Source organism: Streptomyces sp. NPDC029216 (assembly GCF_040648015.1).
Taxonomy (GTDB): Bacteria; Actinomycetota; Actinomycetes; order Streptomycetales; family Streptomycetaceae; genus Streptomyces.
On record NZ_JBEZWL010000086.1, the window covers coordinates 1 to 21,632 of the forward strand.

A 21,632-nucleotide genomic window follows, 5' to 3' on the forward strand; every position below is an offset into this window, starting at 1 on the left:
GCCGGACGAGCCGCCCCGGTAGCCGCCACCGCCGGAGCCGCCCCGGTAGCCGCCACCGCCGCCCGAGCCGCCGCCGCGGGCGTTACCGCGCCCACCGCCGCCGCTGTTCCTGTTGCCGCCACCGTTGCCGTTGCCGCTGCTTCGCATCAAAGTTCCGTCGTCTTGTCGTCGTCTACGTCAGTGTCCGGTGCGTCCGGATCGAACGACGGCACACCTTCTTGCGTCTCGGCTTCGATCGCGTCCGCCTCGGGGAGGAAGGGCGCGAGCTCCGGGAGCTCGTCCAGGCCTCGCAGGCCCATCCGCTCCAGAAAGTAGTTCGTCGTCCTGTACAGGATCGCACCTGTTTCGGGTTCCGTGCCCGCCTCGGCCACCAGACCCCGCTGGAGAAGGGTCCGCATGACCCCGTCGCAGTTGACCCCGCGGACCGCCGAGACCCGCGAGCGGCTCACCGGCTGGCGGTACGCGACGACCGCCAGGGTCTCCAGGGCCGCCTGGGTGAGGCGGGCCTGCTGGCCGTCCAGGACGAAGGCCTCCACGGCCGCCGCGTACTCGGGGCGGGTGTAGTACCGCCAGCCCCCGGCGACCAGCCGCAGCTCGAAGCCCCGGCGCTGGACGGTGTACTCGTCCGCGAGGGCGGCGAGGGCGTCGCCGACCTCGCGGGGGGTGCGGTCGAGCACCTTGGCGAGGTGCTCGACGGTCGCGGGCTCGTCCACCACCATCAGGACGGCCTCCAGGGCCCCCTTCAGATCCATCGCCGCCATCAGTCCCCTGCCTCCACCACTTGATCGAACTCGTCGGTCACCGCCGGCGTCCCGTCGCCGTCGCCGCCGCACCAGCGCACGGTGAGGGTGAGCAGGGCGTCCTCCTGGTCGAGGACCACGGCCTTCTCCCGGTAGAGCTCCAGGAGCGCCAGGAAGCGGGCGACGACGGTGAGGGTGTCCGGGGCGTCCTCGGTCAGCTCCCGGAAGGTCGCCTCGCCGCGCGCCTTGAGCAGGCGTACGACGTGACCCGCCTGCTCGCGGACGCTGACCAGCGGGGCGTGGATGTGGTCGACGTAGACCTCGGGCTTCGCCCTGGGCTGCATCGCCCTGACGGCGAGGCGGGCCAGGCCGTCGGCGCCGATGCCGATGACCACCTCGGGCAGCAGGTCGGCGTGGTGCGGCTCCAGCCCCACGGTACGGGGGAAGCGACGGCCCTCCGCTTCGGCGCGGTGCTCGAAGATCTCGGCGATCTGCTTGTAGGCCCGGTACTGGAGCAGCCGGGCGAAGAGCAGGTCCCGGGCCTCCAGCAGCGCGAGGTCGGCCTCGTCCTCCACCTCGGCGGCGGGCAGCAGGCGGGCGGCCTTGAGGTCGAGGAGGGTGGCGGCGACGACGAGGAACTCGGTGGTCTGGTCGAGGTCCCAGTCGGGGCCCATGGCGCGGATGTGGGCCATGAACTCGTCGGTGACCTTGGAGAGGGCGACCTCGGTGACGTCGAGCTTGTGCCGGGAGATCAGTTGGAGCAGCAGGTCGAAGGGGCCTTCGAAGTTGTCGAGCCGCAGCGTGAACCGGCCGTCGCCTCCGGCGGGGGCCGCGGGGGCCTCGGCGTCGGGACGCCCCTCCTGGGGCTCGGTGGGGCCGTCTGCGGCTTCGGGGGCCGGTCCGGGGTCTTCCCCGCTCCCCCTCTTCTCGCGGGCCGCAGGGGGCGCCTCAGTGGATTCCTCCGGGGTACCGCCCGGGCCTCGGCCCAGGGGGCGGCGGGCGGGGTGGTTGGGGGGCATGGCGGTCCAGGGTGGTGCGGGGGGTAGCGGAGCGGCACTGGCAGCCTAGGCCCTGGCCGGGCGTTTCCGGCCCACCACCGGGGCTCCGCCCCAGACCCTCCCCCAGCTACCGCTGGGGGTACCCCCCGCCTCAAACGCCGGCGGGGCCGTAAACAGCCCGCGCGGCGTTTGAGCGCACCGGGGTCGGTCTAGCGGCCGCGGAGGCGGCGGACCAGGATGCTGGCGTCGCCGCGCGACTCCAGGTCCGCCAGGACGACGGCGACCGCCTCGCGCACGATCCGGCCCCGGTCGACCGCGAGCCCGTGCTCCCCGCGGAGCACCAGCCGGGCGTGCTCCAGGTCCATCAGCTCCTCGGCGGAGACGTAGACCGTGATCTTCTCGTCGTGCCGCTCGCGCCCGCTCGGCCGCCGGTTCGCGCCCCGGCCCTGGCCCTTGCCCTGCCGGGGTCCGGCGGCGGCAGAACCTTCCTGCGGCCTGCGCTGCGCGCCCACCGCCGGGCCGTCCCCGGTGGTCCTCGCCGTGCCGTCCGCCGGTGCGGCCGCCGCGTGCTCCGTGCCTCCGGCCGCCTGCGACGCCTCCTCGGCGCCCCGCCGCGGCGAGGACGACTGGAGGGCCATCCCCCCGGTCGTGCGGAACAGTTCGTCGGCCCCGGGCAGACTCACTCGGCGGGACACCGGGCGAGCACCTCCCTGGCCAGCTGGCGGTAGGCGGCGGCGCCGACGGAGTTGGAGGCGTACGTGGTGATCGGCTCGCCGGCGACCGTGGTCTCCGGGAAGCGCACCGTCCGGCCGATGACCGTGTGGTAGACGTGGTCGTCGAAGGCCTCGACGACGCGCGCCAGCACCTCACGGCTGTGCACCGTACGGGAGTCGTACATCGTGGCGAGGATGCCGTCGAGCTCCAGCTCCGGGTTGAGCCGCTCCTGGACCTTCTCGATGGTCTCCGTCAGCAGCGCGACACCGCGCAGGGCGAAGAACTCGCATTCCAGCGGGACGATGACCTTGTGAGCCGCCGTCAGGGCGTTGACCGTCAGGAGGCCCAGCGAGGGCTGGCAGTCGATCACGATGTAGTCGTAGTCGTTCATCAGCGGCTTGAGCGCCCGCTGGAGCGTCGACTCGCGCGCGACCTCGCTGACCAACTGCACTTCGGCGGCGGACAGGTCGATGTTGCTCGGCAGCAGGTCCATGTTGGGGACCGCCGTCTTGAGCAGCACCTCGTCGGCCGACATGCCCCGCTCCATGAGCAGGTTGTAGACCGTCAGGTCGAGTTCCATCGGGTTCACGCCGAGGCCCACGGACAGTGCGCCCTGTGGGTCGAAGTCGACGAGCAGCACGCGGCGCCCGTACTCGGCGAGCGCGGCACCCAGGTTGATGGTCGACGTGGTCTTGCCGACGCCGCCCTTCTGGTTGCACATCGCGATGATCTTCGCCGGACCGTGGTCGGTCAGCGGGCCCGGGATCGGGAAGTACGGCAGCGGACGCCCGGTCGGGCCGATGCGCTCGCGGCGCTGGCGGGCAGCGTCGGGCGCGAGGGTGGCCGCGTACTCGGGGTCGGGCTCGTACTCCGCGTCGGGGTCGTAGAAGTGCCCCTCGGGCACCTGGTCGTAGTCGGCGAATCCCATGGGCGTATCGCCGCTGTGGTCGCCGGCCGTGGAGTTCACGTCTAGGCCGTCCATGCTCTTTTGGGGCGTCGTCATGTGCTGGTGGTTTGCGAAGGTGCGGACCGCGACGGAGCCGACAGCTTCGAGCCCGGCAGGACCCTGTCCAGGACCCAGGCCCCGCTCGGGCGTCCCAGCCCGGCCACCTCCAGGAGCAAATGTCGACTCATTCACAAGTCGTCTTACCTCCTCGGACGTGACCAGGACACTTATCGATAGGTCAGCGTTGCACCATGCCGACGGTTGGCGACTCTATGGCGTGTCACCGCCCAGCGGCAACACAATCCGCCGGACCCGGCACGATGTGTCGGCAACCGAACACCACTCTGTCAAGGGCGTGCGGGCCGTCACTGTGAAGTTTCGCGGGTGCGCGAAAGGGTTAAAGGGTTACGTTCGAGGCGAGTTGAACGGGCTCCGTGGCCATACCGCAAACGCGTCCGGCCGGACCTTGCGGGCAAGGTCCGGCCGGATACGTGAGATTGACGTCAGTCGTTGACGGTTCAGCCGATGAGGGCGCTGAGCTCGACGGTCTCAAGGCCGTGGGCCTCGGCGACGGGGCCGTAAACGACCTTGCCGTCATGGGTGTTGAGGCCCAGCGCGAGCGCCGGGTCACGACGGAGCGCCTCGACCCAGCCGAGGTTCGCGAGCTGCACGATGTAGGGCAGGGTCGCGTTGGTCAGCGCGTAGGTGGAGGTGTTCGGCACGGCGCCCGGCATGTTGGCGACGCAGTAGAAGACCGAGTTGTGGACCTGGAAGGTCGGCTCGGCGTGGGTGGTCGGACGGGAGTCCTCGAAGCAGCCGCCCTGGTCGATGGCAATGTCGACAAGGACACTTCCGGGCTTCATCTTGGCGACGAGCTCGTTGGTGACCAGCTTCGGGGCCTTCGCACCCGGGATCAGTACGGCGCCGATGACGAGGTCGGCCTCGATGACGGCCTTCTCCAGCTCGTAGGCGTTGGAGACGATCGTCTTGACCTTGGTGCCGAAGATCTTGTCGGCCTCGCGCAGCTTGTTGATGTCGCGGTCGAGCAGGGTCACGTGGAAGCCCATGCCGATGGCGATCTGCACGGCGTTCCAGCCGGAGACGCCGCCGCCGATGACGACGCACTCGCCGGCGTGGGTGCCGGGGACGCCGCCCGGGAGGACGCCGCGGCCGCCGGCCGAGCGCATCAGGTGGTAGGCGCCGACCTGCGGGGCCAGGCGGCCCGCGACCTCGGACATCGGGGCGAGCAGCGGCAGCGCGCGGTTGGCGAGCTCGACCGTCTCGTACGCGATGGCGGTGGTGCCGGACTCCAGCAGGGCGTCCGTGCACTCGCGGGAGGCCGCCAGGTGCAGGTAGGTGAAGAGGGTCTGGTCCTTGCGGAGGCGGTGGTACTCCTCCGCGATGGGCTCCTTGACCTTCAGCAGCAGGTCAGCGGTCGCCCACACCTCGTCGGCGGTGCCGAGGATCTCGGCACCGGCGGCGACGTACTCGGCGTCCGTGATCGAGGAGCCCACACCGGCGTTCTGCTCGATGAAGACCTGGTGGCCGTTGCGGACGAGCTCATGCACACCAGCGGGCGTGATGGCGACCCGGAACTCGTTGTTCTTGACCTCGCGGGGGATGCCGACCTTCATCGTCGATCACGGTCCTTGACTCAGGGGATGTTACGGGGCACTTCCATACATACCCGCCCACAAGAACGCGCAACGGGATGCACCACTGGATGTCGTGGTGAAGCCAGTCTAATGAAGGATGAGGCGCTGTCTAGCCTTGCAAACCAATAATTTCAGTCGGAGCTACTGCGGATTTCGCAGGCTGCGGGGTCGTCGCCCAGCAATCTGTCGGCCGCCGACCTGTGCAGCCGGGCGGCCGCCGGGTCGCCGAGGCGGTCCAGCGTGTCGGCCAGCCGGACCTGCAGCGCGGCCTGCAGCCGGAGGTCCCCGGCGCGGCGGGCGAGCTCGATCGCCTCGCGGCAGGTGTGCAGCGATTCCTCGGGCCGTCCGGCGTACTCCTGGACGCGCGCCATCTCGCTCAACGCCTTTGCCTGGCCCGGGACATCGGCGAGCCGGCGGTACCCCGCGGCGGCCGCGCGCCAGCTGCGCAGTGCCTCCCCGTAGCGGCCCGCGTAGGTGTGCACGTTGCCGAGCCTCCCGTACAGCCGGGCCTCGTCCGCCCGCTCCCCCCGGGCGAGGGCGTGGGCCAGGGCGCGGCCGAACCAGTCCGAGGCCCGCGGCCAGTCCGCCAGCTCCTGGTAGGCGCCGCCTACGGATTCCATCGCGCGGCCCGTCGCGTACGGGTCCTTCGCGGCCTTTCCCGCGGACAGCGCGGCCCGGTACCGCTCCAGGGCCTCGGGGGTCCGGCCGGTGGCGGCGTCCAGGTCGGCCAGGTTCAGCAGGGCCGCGGCCTGCTCCCGGTGCAGGTGGCGGCGCTCGGCCACGCCGAGGACGAGCCGGTGCAGCCCGTACAGCTCCGGGGCGGCGGCCTCGGTCCCCCGGTGTGCGGCCAGGGCCCTGACCAGCGCGGAGACCAGCCTGCGGGCCAGGGTGTCCAGGCCGCCGTCGGCCACGGCCAGGGTGGCGGAGGCGGTCAGCGCGGGCAGCCGGGTGTCCAGCCAGGTGGCGGCGGCCCGCCGGTCGGGGAAGCGCAGGGCGCGCGGGAGCCCGTCCAGACCCTCCCGGGCCTCGGCGGCCTCCTCCTCGGTCAGGCCCGCCAGGTCGGCCATGGCCCGGCACGAGGTCAGCAGGCGTACGGTCCGCTCCAGCATCCGGGCCCGGGCCAGCTGCACCTCGGCGGGCCGCTCCTTGGCCTCCAGCAGGGACCGCAGGAGGGGGACGAGGCAGCCGGGGAGCAGGAAGAGCCCGTCCCGGTCGTGCCGGACCAGGCCGAGGCGGGCGAAGTCCTCCAGGGTGGACTGCGCGGCGGCCACGGAGCAGCCCGCCAGGGCGGAGGCGGTGTGCGAGTCGAGGATCCCCGCGGGGGCGAGCGGCAGCAGCCGCACGGTGCGCTGGGCGGGCTGCGGGAGGGACTCGTAGACGAGCCGGAAGGCGCGGCCGAGCGGGCCGGAGGTGCCCGGGGGCATTTCGTGGAGCTGCTTGGCCAGGTCGGCGACGGCGGCCTTGGGGTGGGCGGCGAGCCAGCCGCCGGCGAGGGCGAGCACGGCGGGCAGTCCCCCGCACTCCTCGGCGAGGTCCTCGGCGGCGCGCGGGTCGACGGTGATCCGGGTGTCCCCGATGATCCGGGCGAGCAGCCCGACGGCGGAGGCGGTGTCCAGCCCGCCGAGGGTGCAGGGGCGCACGTCGGGGATGCCGGTGAGGGGGCCCTCGGCGGTGACCACGACCAGGCACTCGGGGGTGTCGGGGAGCAGGGCGTCGACCTGGTGCGGGTCGGCGGCGTCGTCGAGGAGCAGGATCGCCCGCCGGTTCCTGAGGGTCTCGCGCAGGGCTGCGCTGAGGTCGTCCTCGCAGGCGCCGGGCGGGGTGCGCTCCCCGAGGCCCTCCAGCAGGGTGCGTACGGCCCGCTCGGTTTCGAGCGGTTCGCCGCCGGGGGCGCTGAGGCGGACCCGCACCAGCCCGTCGGGGTACTCGTCGGCGACCTCGCGCACGAAGGCCTCGGCGAGGGCGGTCCGGCCGGAGCCGGGGCGTCCGGCGACGAGCAGCACCCGTGCGCGGGGCGCCTTGGCCTTGCGGCCGGAGAGGGTGTCGAGCCCGGTCCGCGCGATGTCCTCGCGCAGCTCCTTCAGCTCACGCCGCCGCCCGACGAAATCCGCCACGGATCCGCTCCTCTCCCTGCCTTCGGGGTGCTGAGCGTAGTTCACGCAGAGCGACGGCCTGTGTGGAGCGCGGCCCATAGATCGCCCGATCGGATCAGCGGATGTGCCTATTAATCCCGCCACGGGTGCGCGGGCCGGCCCCCCGGGGCTTCGCCCCCGACCCCAGCGGCCCCCGCAAGGCTCGGCTACGCCTCGTACGGCCGGGCCGGCCAAGGGGCCTCGGCCGGGCGGAGGGCGTCGAGGCCGCCCTCGGAGGCGAGGGCGGCCGTCAGGGCGAGGACTCCCGTGACCAGGGCCGGATTGCCGAGCTCGCCGGCGAGGACACCCCGGACCAGAGCCTCCCGGTCCACCCACTCCACCTGCATGTCCGCCTCCTCCGAGGAGGCGTCCTCGTACCGCACCCCGTCCGCCGCCGTGACGTCCCGCGCCAGGAAGATCCGGACCGCCTCGTCCGACCCGCCCGGGGAGGAGAAGAAGTCAGCGAGCACCCGCCAGTCCCCGGCCTTGACGTGCGCCTCCTCGTACAGCTCCCGTTGCGCCGCGTGCAGCGGGTTCTCGCCGGGTACGTCGAGCAGTCCGGCCGGCAGCTCCCACAGCCGGCGCCGGACCGGGTGCCGGTACTGGTTGATCACCAGGACCCGGTCCTCCCCATCCACGGCGAGGACGCACACCGAGCCCGGGTGCACCTGGTAGTCGCGGCGGGCCACCGACCCGTCCGGCATCCGGACCTCGTCGGAGTCCACCGCCGTCTTCGCGCCCTGGAACGGCCGCCTGGTCGACAGCGTCTCCCAGGATTCCGCGGTGTCCTTCATGGCGATGCCCATGCCGATGTCCCTCCACAAACGCGCGACAGCCGGGGTACGGATCCTCCGTACCCCGGCTGCCTACGTTACCGAGCGTCAGCCCTGCTGCTGGCGCTCCACCGCGGCCTTGATCAGGCCCGCGAAGAGCGGGTGCGGGCGGGTGGGGCGGGAGCGGAGCTCCGGGTGGGCCTGGGTGGCCACCAGGTAGGGGTGCACCTCGCGGGGGTACTCGACGTACTCGACGAGCTTGTTGTCCGGGGAGGTGCCGGAGAAGACCAGGCCGGCCTTCTTCTCCAGCTCACCGCGGTAGGCGTTGTTGACCTCGTAGCGGTGGCGGTGGCGCTCGTCCACGTACGCCTGGTCACCGTAGACCTCGCGCACGATGGAGCCCTCGGCGAGCTTCGCCGGGTACATGCCCAGGCGCATCGTTCCGCCCAGGTCGCCCGCGCCCTCGACGAAGGCCAGCTGCTCCTCCATGGTCGAGATGACCGGGTGCGGGGTCGAGGGCTCGAACTCGGTGGAGTTCGCCTCCTCGATGCCCGCGAGGTTGCGCGCGGCCTCGATGACCACGCACTGCAGGCCCAGGCACAGGCCCAGCAGCGGGATCTTGTTCTCGCGGGCGTAGGTGATCGCGCCGACCTTGCCGTTCACACCGCGGTCGCCGAAGCCGCCGGGGACGCAGATCGCGTCCACGTCGGACAGCTGCGCGGCGGCGCCGGCCGGGGTCTTGCAGTCGTCGGAGGTGACCCACTTGATCTGGACGCGGGCCCGGTTGGCGAAACCGCCGGCGCGCAGCGCCTCGGTCACCGACAGGTAGGCGTCGGGCAGGTCGATGTACTTGCCGACGAGCGCGACCTTGACCTCGTGGTCGGGGTTGTGGACGCGGTCGAGCAGGTCCTCCCACACCGTCCAGTCGACGTCGCGGAAGGGCAGGTCGAGCTTGCGGACGACGTAGGCGTCCAGGCCCTCGGTGTGCAGCACCTTCGGGATGTCGTAGATCGACTTGGCGTCGATCGCCGCGACCACGGCCGCCTCGTCCACGTCGCACATCAGCGAGATCTTGCGCTTGATGGAGGTGGGGACGTCGCGGTCGGCGCGCAGCACGATCGCGTCCGGCTGGATGCCGATGTTGCGCAGCGCCGCGACCGAGTGCTGGGTCGGCTTGGTCTTCAGCTCGCCGGAGGGGCCGATGTAGGGCAGCAGCGAGATGTGCACGACGAAGACGTTGTCGCGGCCGACCTCGTGGCGGACCTGGCGGACGGTCTCCAGGAACGGCAGGGACTCGATGTCGCCGACCGTGCCGCCGACCTCGGTGATGACGACGTCGACGTCGTCGGTCGCCATGCGGCGGATGCGGTGCTTGATCTCGTTGGTGATGTGCGGGATGACCTGCACGGTGTCACCGAGGTACTCGCCGCGCCGCTCCTTGGCGATGACCTGCGAGTAGACCTGGCCGGTGGTGACGTTGGCCGAGCCGTCGAGGTCGACGTCGAGGAAGCGCTCGTAGTGGCCGATGTCCAGGTCGGTCTCGGCGCCGTCGTTGGTGACGAACACCTCGCCGTGCTGGAACGGGTTCATCGTGCCGGGGTCGACGTTCAGGTACGGGTCGAGCTTCTGCATCGTGACCCGCAGGCCGCGCGCCTTGAGCAGCGCACCCAGGCTGGAGGCCGTCAGGCCCTTGCCGAGGGACGAAGCGACACCCCCGGTGACGAAGATGTGCTTGGTCGTCATGGATTTGGGCGGCATCGCCAAGAGGGGGCTCCCGTGGTCGCGAGGTGAGGTGCGTCCGGCGACTTCTCCCGTTTCCGGGGGCGCCGAAGCTGCGGTTTCGGGGCTCCTGATTCGCACAGGCAGACCACCGGTCCACGGGGTACCAGCCTATCAGCGCCCGGGACGGTCCGCCTCCGGGCGCGCTGCGCGGCGGCCTCGCCCGCGGCCCCGCGGGGCCGGTCGGCGGGCGCGTTCCCCCAGGTCACCCGTTCGGCCGAGTGACATTGTCCCAATACTTAAGGAGATCACTAGGGTGCGCTCATAACTTGCTCGGATACCGCTGCACATCGCCGCCGAGCAGTCCGGCGAACGGCGTAACAACGCCGGTTCCGGCAATGTAGGACTCGACGCGGGGATCCCTGCGCACAGGAGACCGCGCGACAGCGCAATGCAAGCGCCCTTCGGGGCGGACGTGGCCGTTCGACTGGAGAGCAACGTGTCCGGGCGCATCGAGGATTACGCACTGATCGGGGACATGCAGACCGCGGCGCTGGTCTGCAGGGACGGAGCCGTGGACTGGCTGTGTCTGCCACGTTTCGACTCCCACGCTGTCTTCGCGAGCCTTCTGGGCACCGATGAACACGGGTTCTGGCGCGTCGGCCCGTCGTTTCCGCCTGGAACGGAGCCGCCGCGGGCCACCCGCCGGCGCTACCGCGGCGACTCGCTGGTGCTGGAGTCGGAGTGGGACACCCCGCGCGGGACCGTCCGCGTCATCGACTTCATGCCGCCCCGCGAGGGGCACGCACCGCAGCTCATCCGCATCGTCGAGGGCGTCAGCGGCCGCGTCCCGATGCGCTCCGCGCTGCGGATGCGGTTCAGCTACGGGCGGGTCGTGCCCTGGGTGCACAAGGTCGACGGGCGCACGGTGGCCGTCGCCGGACCCGACTCGGTGTGGCTGGACGCCGAGGCGGAGACCTACGGCAAGGACCTGACGACCTACTCCGACTTCACCGTCGCCCCCGGCGACCGGGTGGCCTTCGCCATCAGCTGGCAGCCCTCCCACCAGGGCGCCCCGGAGGCCCCGGACGCGGCGGCGGCCCTGGAGGCCACGAGCGAGTTCTGGCGCGAGTGGGTCGACCACTGTACGTACCACGGGCCCTACCGGGAGGCGGTGATCCGCTCCCTGATCACCCTGAAGGCCCTGACGTACGCCCCCACGGGCGGGATCGTCGCCGCGCCGACCACCTCCCTGCCGGAGGAGATCGGCGGGGTCCGCAACTGGGACTACCGCTACACCTGGCTGCGCGACGCCGCCATCACCCTCTCCTCGCTCCTGCGCACCGGCTACCGCAGCGAGGCCGCCGCCTGGCGGGACTGGCTGCTGCGCGCGGTGGCGGGCGACCCCGAGAACCTGCAGATCATGTACGGGATCGCCGGCGAGCGGGAGCTGGGCGAGACGGAGCTCGACTGGCTGCCGGGCTACGAGAACTCGGCCCCCGTCCGCGTCGGCAACGGAGCCGCCCACCAGCTCCAGCTCGACGTCTACGGCGAGGTCACCGAGGCCCTGCACCTGGGCCACATGACCGGCCTGGCCCGCAACGACTACGCCTCGGTGCTCCAGCTCAAGCTGATCCGCTACCTGGAGATCCACTGGAACGAGCCGGACGAGGGCATCTGGGAGGTGCGCGGCCCGCGCCGCCACTTCGTGCACTCCAAGGTGATGGCCTGGGTGGCCGTGGACCGCACGATCAAGCTGATCGAGAGCGGCGACGCGGACGGCCCGCTGGACCGCTGGCGCGAGCTGCGCGACCGGATCCACGCGGACGTCTGCGAGAAGGGCTACGACCCGGAGCGCAACACCTTCACCCAGTCGTACGGCTCGCAGGAGCTGGACGCCTCGCTGCTGCTGATCCCGCAGATGGGCTTCCTGCCGCCGGACGACAAGCGGGTCATCGGCACCATCGAGGCGATCCAGCGCGAGCTGTCGACCCCGGACGGGTTCATCCTCCGGTATCCGACGGCCGGCGAGGAGGCCGGCGTGGACGGCCTTGAGGGGGACGAGGGCGCCTTCCTCGCCTGCTCCTTCTGGATGGCCGACGACCTCGCGATGATCGGCCGGGTCGACGAGGCCCGCCGGCTCTTCGAGAAGCTGCTCTCGCTCCGCAACGACCTGGGGCTGCTGGCCGAGGAGTGGGACCCCAAGCTCCAGCGGCAGGTCGGGAACTTCCCGCAGGCCTTCAGCCACGTTCCGCTGATCGACACCGCGCTGCGGCTGACAGCGAGCGGCGCGTACGGGGGCTGACGGGACGGGAGGGGCGCCGCCGCGCGTCCCGCCGTGTGCCCGCCTAACCTGGAGGGGTCCCACGCCCTTCTGGGGAAAGGGGGGGTGGCGATGGCGCCCCTCTCGAAGGCGGGCACGGCGCTTGCCGCGCTCCGCGAGGACCTGGCCGGCGAGGTCTTCGCCCCCGACGACCCCGGGTACGACGAGGCCCGGACGGTCTTCAACGCGATGATCGACCGCCGGCCCGCGGTGATCGCCCAGTGCGAGAACGCCGAGGACGTGGTCACCGCGGTGCGCTTCGCCCGGGACCTGGACCTTTCGGTGGCGGTGCGCGGCGGCGGGCACAGCGTGGCCGGGATGTCCCTGAACGACGGCGGTGTGGTCGTGGACCTGCGCCGCATGCACGAGGTCACCGTCCACCCGGCGTCGAAGGCCGTACGCGTCGCGGGCGGGGCCACGATGTCCCACCTGGACCGGGCCTGCGCGCCGTACGCCCTGGCGACCACCGGGGGCCGGGCCTCCACCACCGGTGTCGGCGGCTTCGTCCTCGGCGGCGGCACCGGCTGGCTGGACCGGGCGTTCGGGCTGGCGGTGGACAACCTGCTGGGCGTGGAACTGGTCACCGCCCAGGGCGAGCTGATCAACGTCACGGCCGAGGACCACCCGGAGCTGTTCTGGGGGCTGCACGGCGGCGGCGGGAACTTCGGCGTCGCCACCGCGCTGACCCTGCGGCTGCACGAGCTGCCGGCCCTGTCCATCGCGATGGTGTTCTGCCTGCCGGAGCACGGGCCCGAGGTGATCCGCACGTACCGGGACGTCATCGAGTCCGGCCCGGACGAGGCCGGCGGAGGCGCCCTCTACCTGACGGGGCCGCCCGCGCCGTTCATCCCCCCGCACCTGGTCGGACAGCTGCTGGCCGGTGCGCTGGTGACGTACGCGGGCCCCGAGGAGGAGCTCCGCAGGATCGCCGGCCCGCTGCTGGCCATCCCGCACGAGGCGGAGATCGTCACGGCCATCCCCTACGCCGACCTCCAGTGCATGCTCGACGACCCGCCGGGGCTGCGGAACTACTGGTCGGCGGAGTACCTGACCGGGGCACCCGACGCCTTCGTGGACGCGTTCTGCGGCCTGGCCGCCTCGATGCCCGTGCCGACCGGCACCCAGCACGTGGTGTGGCCGCAGGGCGGGGCGATCGCCGCGGTGGAGGAGGACTACCCGGTGCCGTACCGGGACGCGCCGTGGGCGGTGCACCCCTTCGGGATGTGGGAGGACCCCGCCGACGACGAACGGGTCGTCCAGTGGGTCAAGGACGTCCGCGCCGGCGTCCAGCCGTGGGCCACCGGCGCGGTGTACCTGAACTTCACCGGGGACGAGGGAGCGGACCGGGTGGTGGCCGGCCTGGGCGCCGACAACATGCGGCGGCTGGCGCGGCTGAAGCGGCAGTACGACCCGGACAACGTCTTCCGCTTCAACCACAACATCCCGCCGGTCTGACCCCCTTCCGCTAGACGAGGGCGGCGATCACCTCGCGGGCCGCGCGCTCGCCCTCGGTGGCGCCGCCCTCCATGAACCCCTGGAAGTCGTAGCTGCAGTGCTCGCCGCCGATGTGGACGTTGCCCTGCGCGGTGCCCTCGTACTTGGCGTAGCGGTGCAGGTAGCCGGTGGGCCAGTACGAGTAGGCGCCCAGGGAGCGCGGGTTGAGGTGCCAGGCGGAGAGCTGGGCGCGGCCCGTCCACACCGCCTTCGTGCCGGGGAAGAAGGCGTCGACGCCGGTCAGGACCCGGCCGGCCAGGTCGCGGACGTAGGGGTCGGCCTCGGTGGCGAAGGGGCTTCCCGGGGTGAGCGCCCCGGCCAGGGAGCCGCCGCCGTACTGGAGGAGGATGCCGCCGCTGCCGGGCTGGACCTTGGTGGTGTCCCAGGTCTGCTGGACGGCGGTGTCGGTGAAGCAGTCGCCGGCGGAGACTCCGGGCCAGGGGCCGGTGCCGCGCCAGGGGCGGGCGGTGAACTGCATGTTGAGCTTGGTGCAGTAGCCCATCCGGGCGTCGCGCAGCAGGGCGCGCATCAGGGGGTCGAAGCCGGCCTGCGAGGTGTCCAGGCGCTGGAGGATCGGCAGCGGCAGGCACAGGACGGTGTGGTCGGCGGTGACGGTGCGCACGGCGCCGGAATCGTCGAAGGTGAGGGTCTGGGTGCCGTCGGCGTTGGCGCGTACGGCGACCAGCGCGCGGCCCATGACCAGCGTGCCCGGTTTCAGGGCGGCGGCGATGGCGTTCGGGAGCCGGTCGTTGCCGCCGACGACGTGGTAGCGCTCGTTGGACAGGCCCCAGACGTTGAAGTTGCCGGGGTTGGGCTGGTAGCCCATCAGCAGGACCAGGGCGAGGGCGGACTGCGTCTGGGTGTCGGCGCCGTACTCGACGTTGTAGGCGACGTCGATGAACCGGCCGAGCCGGGAGCCGTGGCCGCCGGGGACGCGGGTCTCGATCCACTCGTAGAGGGTCATGTCGTCCAGGGCGGTGCCGGCGGGGGTCGTGGAGTTCCAGGAGACCTCGCCCGCCTCCTGGAGGTCGCGGTGCAGGGCCTGGTAGACGGCCTTGAAGTCCTCGTCGGCCTGGGTCCGCGAGTAGTAGCCGCCGTCGAACCAGAGGACCTCCTCGGCCCCGTTGGGTCCGCCGCCGAGGAAGTCCTCCAGGGGCAGGCCGAAGCGGCGGCACAGCTCCTGCATCTTCTTGTGGCTGGTGTCGATGAGCTCGCCGCCGATCTCGGAGGTCTGCCCGTAGGCCCAGTGGTCGCGCTGGGTCCACATGCGGCCGCCGACGCGGGCGGGGTCGGCCTCGTAGAGGGTGCAGGGGATGCCCGCGTCCTGGAGGGTGAGGGCGGCGGTGAGGCCGGAGATGCCGGCGCCGACGACGGCCACGCGGACGGGACCGGAGGGTCTCTTCGCGGGGGCGGGGGCGGGGGCGGCGTGCGCGGCGGCGGAGGACGCCAGTGCGGTGCCGAGGCCGAGGGCGGCGGCACGGCCGAGGAGTTCGCGGCGGGTGGAGCCGCGGACCTCGGCGACGGGCAGGCGGAGCCTGCGGGCGGCCGCGTGGTCGGCGGCGAGCCGGCGCAGGGCGTGCATGAGCGGCGTACGGGCCATGGCGGGCTCCTCAGACGGTCGCGGAGGTCGGGTCGGTCGGCGCGGAGGGGGCGGGCGGGACGGTCGCGCCCGTGGGCTCGTCGGTGCGTTCGGTGGCGTCCTCCAGGACGATCCGGCCGATGATCTCGTAGCGCTCGGGGGCCCGGTACTTGAGCCAGAGGCCCAGTCCCAGGCCGCCGAGGAACACCACGCCGACGATCCAGGGGATCAGCGTGAAGAAGAGGGAGCCGGCGGCGGCGCCGGCGGCCGTCTCCATGTTGAGGACCAGCAGGACCACGACGGCGGTCATCCCGATCCCGCCGAGCAGCGGCGCGGTGAGGGTCCTGAACCAGTGCCGGTCCTCGGGGTGGTTGCGGCGGAAGTAGCCGATGACCGCGAAGGAGCACAGGGTCTGCACGATCAGGATGGCCATGGTGCCGAGGATCGCGAGGAGGGTGTACAGGTGCAGGTAAGGGTCCTGGCCGGTGAGCCAGAAGCCGGCGACGAGGCCGGTGGCGATGACGGTCTGCACGACGGAGGACACGTACGGGGAGCCGTGCCGGGGGTGGGTGCGGCCGAGCGCGGGGTGCAGGAAGCCCTCGCGGCCGATGGCGTAGAGGTAGCGGGCGGCGCACTGGTGGAAGGCCATCCCGCAGGCGAAGGAGCCGGTGAGCAGCAGCCACTGGAAGGCGTCGACGGCCCAGGCCCCGATGAAGTGCTGGGCGGGGGCGAAGAACAGGTCCAGCGGGCTGGCGGAGGCGGAGAGCTTCACGGATTCCGCCAGGCCGTTGCCGGCGATGGTCATCCAGGAGACGTAGATGTAGAAGAGGCCGACGCCGACGACGGAGATCAGGGTGGCCCGGGGGATGACCCGCTTGGGGTCGCGGGACTCCTCCCCGTACATGGCCGTGGACTCGAAGCCGACCCAGGACCAGAAGGCGAAGAAGAGGCCGAGTCCGGCGGAGGTGCCGGTGAAGGCGTGGGCGGGGTTGACCGGTTCGACGGGGATCCCGTCGGGTCCGCCTCCGGCGACCAGGACCGCGGTGGCCACCGCGAAGAGGACGGCGATCTCCGCGACGAGCATCACGCCGAGGGCCTTGGCGGTGAGGTTGATGTCGAAGTGGGCGAGGACGGCGGTGACGGCGAGCATCCCGGCCGCGTAGACGATCCACGGCAGGTCGACGCCGAGCTGGTCGTGGACGGTGGTCTTCGCGAAGTAGGAGAAGACGCCGACGATCGAGGCCTCGAAGACGATGTAGGCCAGGACGGCGAGCATCCCGGAGGCCATGCCCGCGATCCGGCCGAGGCCGTGCGAGATGTACCCGTAGAAGGCACCGGCTGCGGTGATCCGCTTGGCCATGGCCACGTAGCCGACCGCGAAGACGGTCAGCACGACGGTGGCGAAGAGGTAACCGGCGGGCGCGCCGGTGCCGTTGCCGAAGCCGACGGCGATCGGGAGGTTGCCGGTCATCGCCGTGATCGGCGCGGCGGTGGCGACGGCCATGAACACCACGCCGACGAGGCCGACGGAGTTGGCCTTCAGGCGCTGGACCGGGGGTGCGCCCGGCGCCCCCGGGGCGGCGCCGGCTTCGGCTTTGGCTCTGCTCATTGGGGTCGTCCTCGTTCCTGTCGGGAGGCCGTTCGCGAGGCCGCCACTCTCCACCCGGGTGACGCACGCCACAATCGGCATGCGGTCGGATAATCTCCTTGGCGGAACGACGAGTTGTCGGCCCGACAGGGGGACATGCCGGACTCCGTAACCGCCCGGTGATGTCCTCGGTACGGGGCGGCCGGTAGCGTCCCGCGATATGGACGACCAGGGCGGGATCACCGTTCAGCGGGCACTGGAGCTGCCGGGACTGCGCAGCGGGCTGCCGGAGGTGGTGGCCTGCGCCGACCGCCTCGGGCGGACCGTCCGCTGGGTGCACGCCGGCGAGGTGCCGAACATCGCCTCGCTGCTCAAGGGCGGCGAGCTGCTGCTGACCACCGGGCTGGGGCTGGGCACCCGCCCCGCCGAACAGCGGGCCTTCGTACGGCGCCTCGCGGACCGGGGCATCGCCGCGCTGGTCGTGGAGCTCGGCCCGCGGTTCACCCGGCTCCCGGCGACGCTCGTGGAGACCGCCCGCACGGCCGGGCTGCCGCTCGTCCAGCTGCACCGGGAAGTCCCCTTCGTGGCGGTGACGGAGGAGATCCACACCGAGATCGTCAACCACCACTACGCCCTCCTGCAGCGGGCCGAGGAGGTCCACCGGCGGTGCACTGAGGCCCTGTTGGGCGGCGGCGGGATCCCGCAGGTGCTGCGCATCCTGGCCGACTTCACCGCCAACCCGGTGTTCCTGGAGACCCCGGACGGCCAACTGCTGTACGCCGCCGGGCCCGTGGCCGGGGAGGCCGCGGCGGACCCGCTCCAGGTGTGGGAGGGGCTGCGGGGGCAGCGTGCGGCCGAGCCGCCGGCGAACGCGGTGGTGGTCGACGTGCCCGGCGGCGGCCACGGTACGGGCTCGGTACGGGCGCGGGTCGTGCTGGTCGGGGTCTCGGCACCGCTGCTGCCGGTCCACCGGATGGCGGCCGAGCGGACGGCGGGGGTGCTGGCGGTGGTCCTGATGCAGGCCCGGCAGGAGGAGGAGCTGGCCGCGCGCGGCCGGGGCGACTTCCTGACGGACCTGGCGGAGGGGCGGATCTCGGCAGAGGACGCCCCGGCGCAGGCGAAGGTCCTGGGCTTCCGCCCGGGCGCGGGCCCGCTGCTGCCGATGGTGATGCGGCTGTCGTCGGACCTGGTGCCGTCCGGGAACTGGTCGGTGCTGGCCCGGGCGGTGCAGGAGGAGCTGTCCTCGGTCGGCGTCCCGGTGCTGCTGGGCGTCCGCCCGGTGGAGGGCCGGGTGCCGCTGCTGGTGTCGCTGCGCGCGGAGTCGGAGCGCACGGCCGTCGCCGACCGGGTCGCGGCCGCGCTGCGGGCCGGGATGGAACGGGCCGGCCTGGACCGGGCGGGGGCCCCGCCGGTGGTGGTGGTCGGCGTCTCGGGCAGCTGGGCGGCGGCCTCGGCGGGCCTGCGGCACGCCGCGGAGACGGCCACCGCCGCGCACGGGCTGCCGGCCCGGCCCTGGTACGACGCCCGCCGGCTGGACATCGACCTGCTGCTGTGGCGGCTGCGGGAACACCCGGACCTGGCGGCGTTCGTGGACCGGGCGATCGGCGCGCTGCGCGTCCACGACGCGACGTCCCGGCCGCCGCTGCTGCCGACCCTGGAGACGTACCTGGCCCATGCGGGGCGCAAGGCGGAGACCGCCCGGGAGCTGCACCTGAACCGGCAGACCCTGTACAACCGGCTGGCCCGCATCTCGGAACTCCTGGGCACGGACCTGGACGACCCGGAATCGGTCCTCTCCCTGAGCCTGGCCCTCCGTGCACGGCGGCACGCGACGCCTTCCTGAGGGGGCGGGGCGGGGCGGGGTCGGGGGTGGGCGGGGTCTCGGCGGGGCGGTCTCAGGCCCCGATCACCCGGGACCCCGCCCCGCACGCCCCCGTTCCATCAGTTCGTCGTACACCGACAGGACCTGCGCCACCGTGTCGTCCTCCGACGGCCACGTCGCCGCCTGGGCGCGGCCCGCGACGGCCAGTGCCGCCCGCCGGGCCGGGTCGTGCAGTAGCGCCGCCACCGCGCCCGCCAGGGCGTCCGGGTCGCCGTACGGGACCAGGACCGCCGCGTCGCCTACGAGTTCCGGGATTCCGCCGACCTCCGTCGCCACCAGGGCGACCCCGGCCCGCAGGGCCTCCTGCGCCAGCAGGGAGCGGCCCTCCCAGCGGCTCGGGACGACCGCCACGTCCGCCGCCGCCAGCAGCCGGTCGGCGTCCCGGCGGCGGCCCAGCAGGCGCACCGGTAGGCCCTCCGTCTCGATCCGGCGGGTCAGTTCGGGCCGCAGCGGGCCCTCACCGGCGATCACCAGCAGCGGCACCGGCTCCAGGCCCCGCCACGCCCGCGCCGCGTCCAGGAGGACGGAGTAGCCGCGCCGTGCGACCAGGCTGCCGACCGCGATGACGAGGGGACGTTCCACCACCCCTAGTTCCGCCCGGGTCTTGCCCGCGTCGGGCGGGGCCGGCGCGGACGGTACGGCGACCGCCGCGAGCCGTGCGTCCCGCGCCCCGCGCCGCCGCGCGAGGTCGACCTGGTCGGAGGAGGAGCCCAGGACCACCGCGGCGGCCCGGGCCACGTGGCGTTCCAGCAGGCGGCTGAGGCGTCCCAGCGGGCCCGGGTCCGGTGCGCTGCCGTGCCAGGTCACCACCAGGGGTGCCCGGCGCCCCCGGCCGCGCAGGGCCAGGGCGGCCCGCATCCCGGCCCTTACGCCGTGCGCGTGCACCACGTCCGCCCCGGCGCAGGCGGCCCGCAACGCGCTCGCCGCGTCGGGGGTGAACTCCGCGCCGGCGCCGGTGAAGTCGTACTCCCCCTCCGCCGCGACGGGGGCGCACACCGTCACCCGTACGCCGCGCGCCGCGAGCCCCGTCGTGAGGGAGCGCACGTGCGCGCTGCTGCCCGCGCCCGCGCCGCCGAGGACCTGGACGGTGCGCAGCGGGGGCCGCCCGTACGGCAGGACGGGCGGCGGGACCGGTGCCGGGGAGCTGCTCACGGGCCGAAGCTCCAGGGTGAGGAGTAAGGGACGTCGCCCAGGATGCCAGCCCGCACGCGCGTTCCGGGCCCATACGGGTGCGGATCCCGTGCGGGATACCGCAGTGCGCCCCCCAGCCTCACCCACACGGGCTAACGATCCGGTTCTCAGCCGTCCGCCCGTGCCGCCGCGAGCAGTTCCTCGGCGTGGGCCCGGGCGGTCTGGGAGTCCTCCTGGCCGGCCAGCATCCGCGACAGTTCCCGGATCCGGTCCTCGCCCTCCAGCACGGTCACCCCGGACCGGGTCACCGACCCGTCGACGGTCTTCTCGACCAGCAGCTGCCGGTCCGCGAAGGCCGCCACCTGCGGCAGGTGGGTGACGACGACGACCTGGGCCGACTTCGCCAGCTTCGCCAGCCGCCGTCCGATCTCGACGGCGGCCTTGCCGCCGACGCCCGCGTCGACCTCGTCGAAGAGGTACGTGGGGACGGGGGCGGTGCCGGCGAAGACGACCTCGACGGCCAGCATGACCCGGGAGAGCTCGCCGCCGGAGGCGCCCTTGGCGATCGGCCGGGGCTGGGCGCCGGGGTGCGGGGCGAGCAGCAGCTCGACCTCGTCCGCGCCCGTGGGCCCGTACGCGACCGGGCGCCCGCCCACCTCGACGCCGTCGGCGGCCTCGGTCTGCCGGATCTCGATGGTCACCCGCGCGTGCGGCATGGCCAGCGAGGCCAGCTCGGCGGTCACGGCGGCGGCGAACCGCTCGGCGGCCTCCGTGCGGGCGTCCGTCAGCGCCTGGGCCAGCAGGGACAGCTCGGCGAGCAGCGCGTCCCGTTCGGCGGTGAGCTCGTCGATACGCTCGTCGTCCCCGTCGAGTTCCAGGAGCCGTGCGGAGCCCTTCTGGGCCCATTCGAGGACGGAGTCGATCGACTCCCCGTACTTGCGGGTCAGCTGGGTCAGGGCCGCCCGGCGCTCCTCCACGGCGGCCAGCCGCAGCGGGTCGGCGTCCAGGTCGTCGGCGTACCCGGCGAGCTCGCCGGCGACGTCACCCAGCAGGATGGCCAGTTCCCCGATCCGGTCCGCGAGCGCGCCGAGCACCGGGTCGTGGGAGCGTACGGATTCCAGCGCGCGGTGCGCGCCGGCGACGAGCGTGTTGGCGTCGACGCCCTCCGGGTCCTCGACGTCGCCCGCGAGGGCCGCGTGCGCGGCCTGCGCCGCGGAGGCCAGGGACTCGGCGTGTCCGAGCCGCTCGGCCTCGGCCGCCAGCTCGGTGTCCTCGCCGGGCAGCGGTTCGACGGCGGCGACCTCGTCCAGGCCGAAGCGCAGCAGGTCGGCCTCCTGCGCCCGTTCCCGGGCGCGGGTGGTGATCGCGTCCAGTTCGGTGGCGACGGCCCGCAGGCGCCGGTAGGCGCCGGCGTACTTCTCCAGGGGGACGGCGATGGCGTCCCCGGCGTACCGGTCGAGGGCCTGCCGCTGCCGGGCCGGCCGCAGCAGCCCCTGCTGGTCGGTCTGGCCGTGGACGGCGACCAGGTCGTCGGCGAGCTCAGAGAGCAGGCCGACGGGTACGGAGCGGCCGCCGACGTGGGCGCGCGAGCGCCCCTCGGCGGACACGGTCCGGCTGATCAGCAGGGCGCCCTCGTCGAGCTCGGCCCCGGCCTCCTCGGCGCGCACGGCGGCGGGGGCGTCCGGGCGCATGACGACGCGGCCCTCGACCACCGCCGCCTTGGCCCCGATCCGCACCAGGGCCGGGTCCGCCCGGCCGCCGAGCAGCAGCCCGAGGCTGGTGACGACCATCGTCTTGCCCGCGCCGGTCTCGCCGGTCACCGCGGTGAAACCGGGCGACAGCTCGACCACCGCGTCGTCGATGACCCCGAGTGACCGTATCCGCATCTCCTCAAGCACGGGACGACCATACCGAGGTTTCCCGGGTGCCATGTGACCTCACCCGCCCGGAGTTGTCCG

General features: G+C 73.1%; 15 protein-coding genes. 3 read left to right on the plus strand and 12 right to left on the minus strand.

The features are described 5' to 3' along the window. Positions 1 to 146: 146 nt before the first annotated feature. The 8 genes from scpB to AB0F18_RS26355 all read right to left on the minus strand — a co-directional run bounded on the left by scpB (position 147) and on the right by AB0F18_RS26355 (position 9,701). On the minus strand, positions 147 to 761 hold the full coding sequence (gene scpB / locus AB0F18_RS26320) for an SMC-Scp complex subunit ScpB (RefSeq protein ID WP_362064766.1): 615 nt from the start codon (positions 759 to 761) through the stop codon (positions 147 to 149). Then, positions 761 to 1,759: a segregation/condensation protein A gene (locus AB0F18_RS26325; RefSeq protein WP_362064768.1), complete on the minus strand. Its 999-nt coding sequence runs from the start codon at positions 1,757 to 1,759 to the stop codon at positions 761 to 763. The genes scpB and AB0F18_RS26325 overlap by 1 nt, the downstream gene beginning before the upstream one ends. Positions 1,760 to 1,947: 188 nt before the next feature. After that, a complete protein-coding gene (locus AB0F18_RS26330; protein WP_362064770.1) occupies positions 1,948 to 2,433 on the minus strand; it encodes a hypothetical protein in 486 nt (161 codons plus the stop codon). Beyond that, a complete protein-coding gene (locus AB0F18_RS26335; protein ID WP_362064772.1) occupies positions 2,418 to 3,455 on the minus strand; it encodes a ParA family protein in 1,038 nt (345 codons plus the stop codon). The genes AB0F18_RS26330 and AB0F18_RS26335 overlap by 16 nt, the downstream gene beginning before the upstream one ends. A gap of 461 nt (positions 3,456 to 3,916) precedes the next feature. After that, a complete protein-coding gene (gene ald, locus AB0F18_RS26340) occupies positions 3,917 to 5,032 on the minus strand; it encodes an alanine dehydrogenase (protein ID WP_362064774.1) in 1,116 nt (371 codons plus the stop codon). Positions 5,033 to 5,184: 152 nt separating this feature from the next. Further along, positions 5,185 to 7,245 (minus strand): tetratricopeptide repeat protein, encoded by a 2,061-nt coding sequence (locus tag AB0F18_RS26345; RefSeq protein WP_362064776.1) that lies wholly within the window; start codon positions 7,243 to 7,245, stop codon positions 5,185 to 5,187. 107 nt (positions 7,246 to 7,352) lie between these two features. Continuing rightward, the gene (locus AB0F18_RS26350; protein ID WP_362064778.1) at positions 7,353 to 7,991 is read right to left on the minus strand and encodes an NUDIX hydrolase; all 639 of its coding nucleotides are present in this window, start codon (positions 7,989 to 7,991) and stop codon (positions 7,353 to 7,355) included. A gap of 75 nt (positions 7,992 to 8,066) precedes the next feature. Next, the gene (locus AB0F18_RS26355) at positions 8,067 to 9,701 is read right to left on the minus strand and encodes a CTP synthase (RefSeq protein WP_362064780.1); all 1,635 of its coding nucleotides are present in this window, start codon (positions 9,699 to 9,701) and stop codon (positions 8,067 to 8,069) included. 427 nt (positions 9,702 to 10,128) lie between these two features. Here AB0F18_RS26355 and AB0F18_RS26360 point away from each other — a divergent pair, with 427 nt between their 5' ends. Both AB0F18_RS26360 and AB0F18_RS26365 read left to right on the plus strand, forming a co-directional pair. Then, entirely contained in the window at positions 10,129 to 11,982 is a 1,854-nt protein-coding gene (locus tag AB0F18_RS26360) for a glycoside hydrolase family 15 protein (protein WP_362064782.1), read from the plus strand. A 90-nt stretch (positions 11,983 to 12,072) separates the two neighbouring features. Next, entirely contained in the window at positions 12,073 to 13,455 is a 1,383-nt protein-coding gene (locus tag AB0F18_RS26365; protein WP_362064784.1) for an FAD-binding oxidoreductase, read from the plus strand. Positions 13,456 to 13,465: 10 nt separating this feature from the next. Here AB0F18_RS26365 and AB0F18_RS26370 read toward each other — a convergent pair whose 3' ends face one another. Next, the gene (locus tag AB0F18_RS26370) at positions 13,466 to 15,094 is read right to left on the minus strand and encodes an NAD(P)/FAD-dependent oxidoreductase (protein ID WP_362064786.1); all 1,629 of its coding nucleotides are present in this window, start codon (positions 15,092 to 15,094) and stop codon (positions 13,466 to 13,468) included. Positions 15,095 to 15,104: 10 nt separating this feature from the next. Next, complete coding sequence (locus AB0F18_RS26375; protein WP_362064788.1) at positions 15,105 to 16,682, minus strand: APC family permease; 1,578 nt, start codon at positions 16,680 to 16,682, stop codon at positions 15,105 to 15,107. A gap of 199 nt (positions 16,683 to 16,881) precedes the next feature. Here AB0F18_RS26375 and AB0F18_RS26380 point away from each other — a divergent pair, with 199 nt between their 5' ends. After that, on the plus strand, positions 16,882 to 18,504 hold the full coding sequence (locus tag AB0F18_RS26380; protein WP_362064790.1) for a PucR family transcriptional regulator: 1,623 nt from the start codon (positions 16,882 to 16,884) through the stop codon (positions 18,502 to 18,504). Positions 18,505 to 18,567: 63 nt separating this feature from the next. Here AB0F18_RS26380 and AB0F18_RS26385 read toward each other — a convergent pair whose 3' ends face one another. Both AB0F18_RS26385 and recN read right to left on the minus strand, forming a co-directional pair. After that, positions 18,568 to 19,695, minus strand: coding sequence for a glycosyltransferase family 4 protein (locus AB0F18_RS26385; protein ID WP_362064792.1), 1,128 nt, complete (start codon positions 19,693 to 19,695; stop codon positions 18,568 to 18,570). 146 nt (positions 19,696 to 19,841) lie between these two features. Next, positions 19,842 to 21,560 (minus strand): DNA repair protein RecN, encoded by a 1,719-nt coding sequence (recN, locus tag AB0F18_RS26390; RefSeq protein WP_362064810.1) that lies wholly within the window; start codon positions 21,558 to 21,560, stop codon positions 19,842 to 19,844. Positions 21,561 to 21,632: the final 72 nt, after the last annotated feature.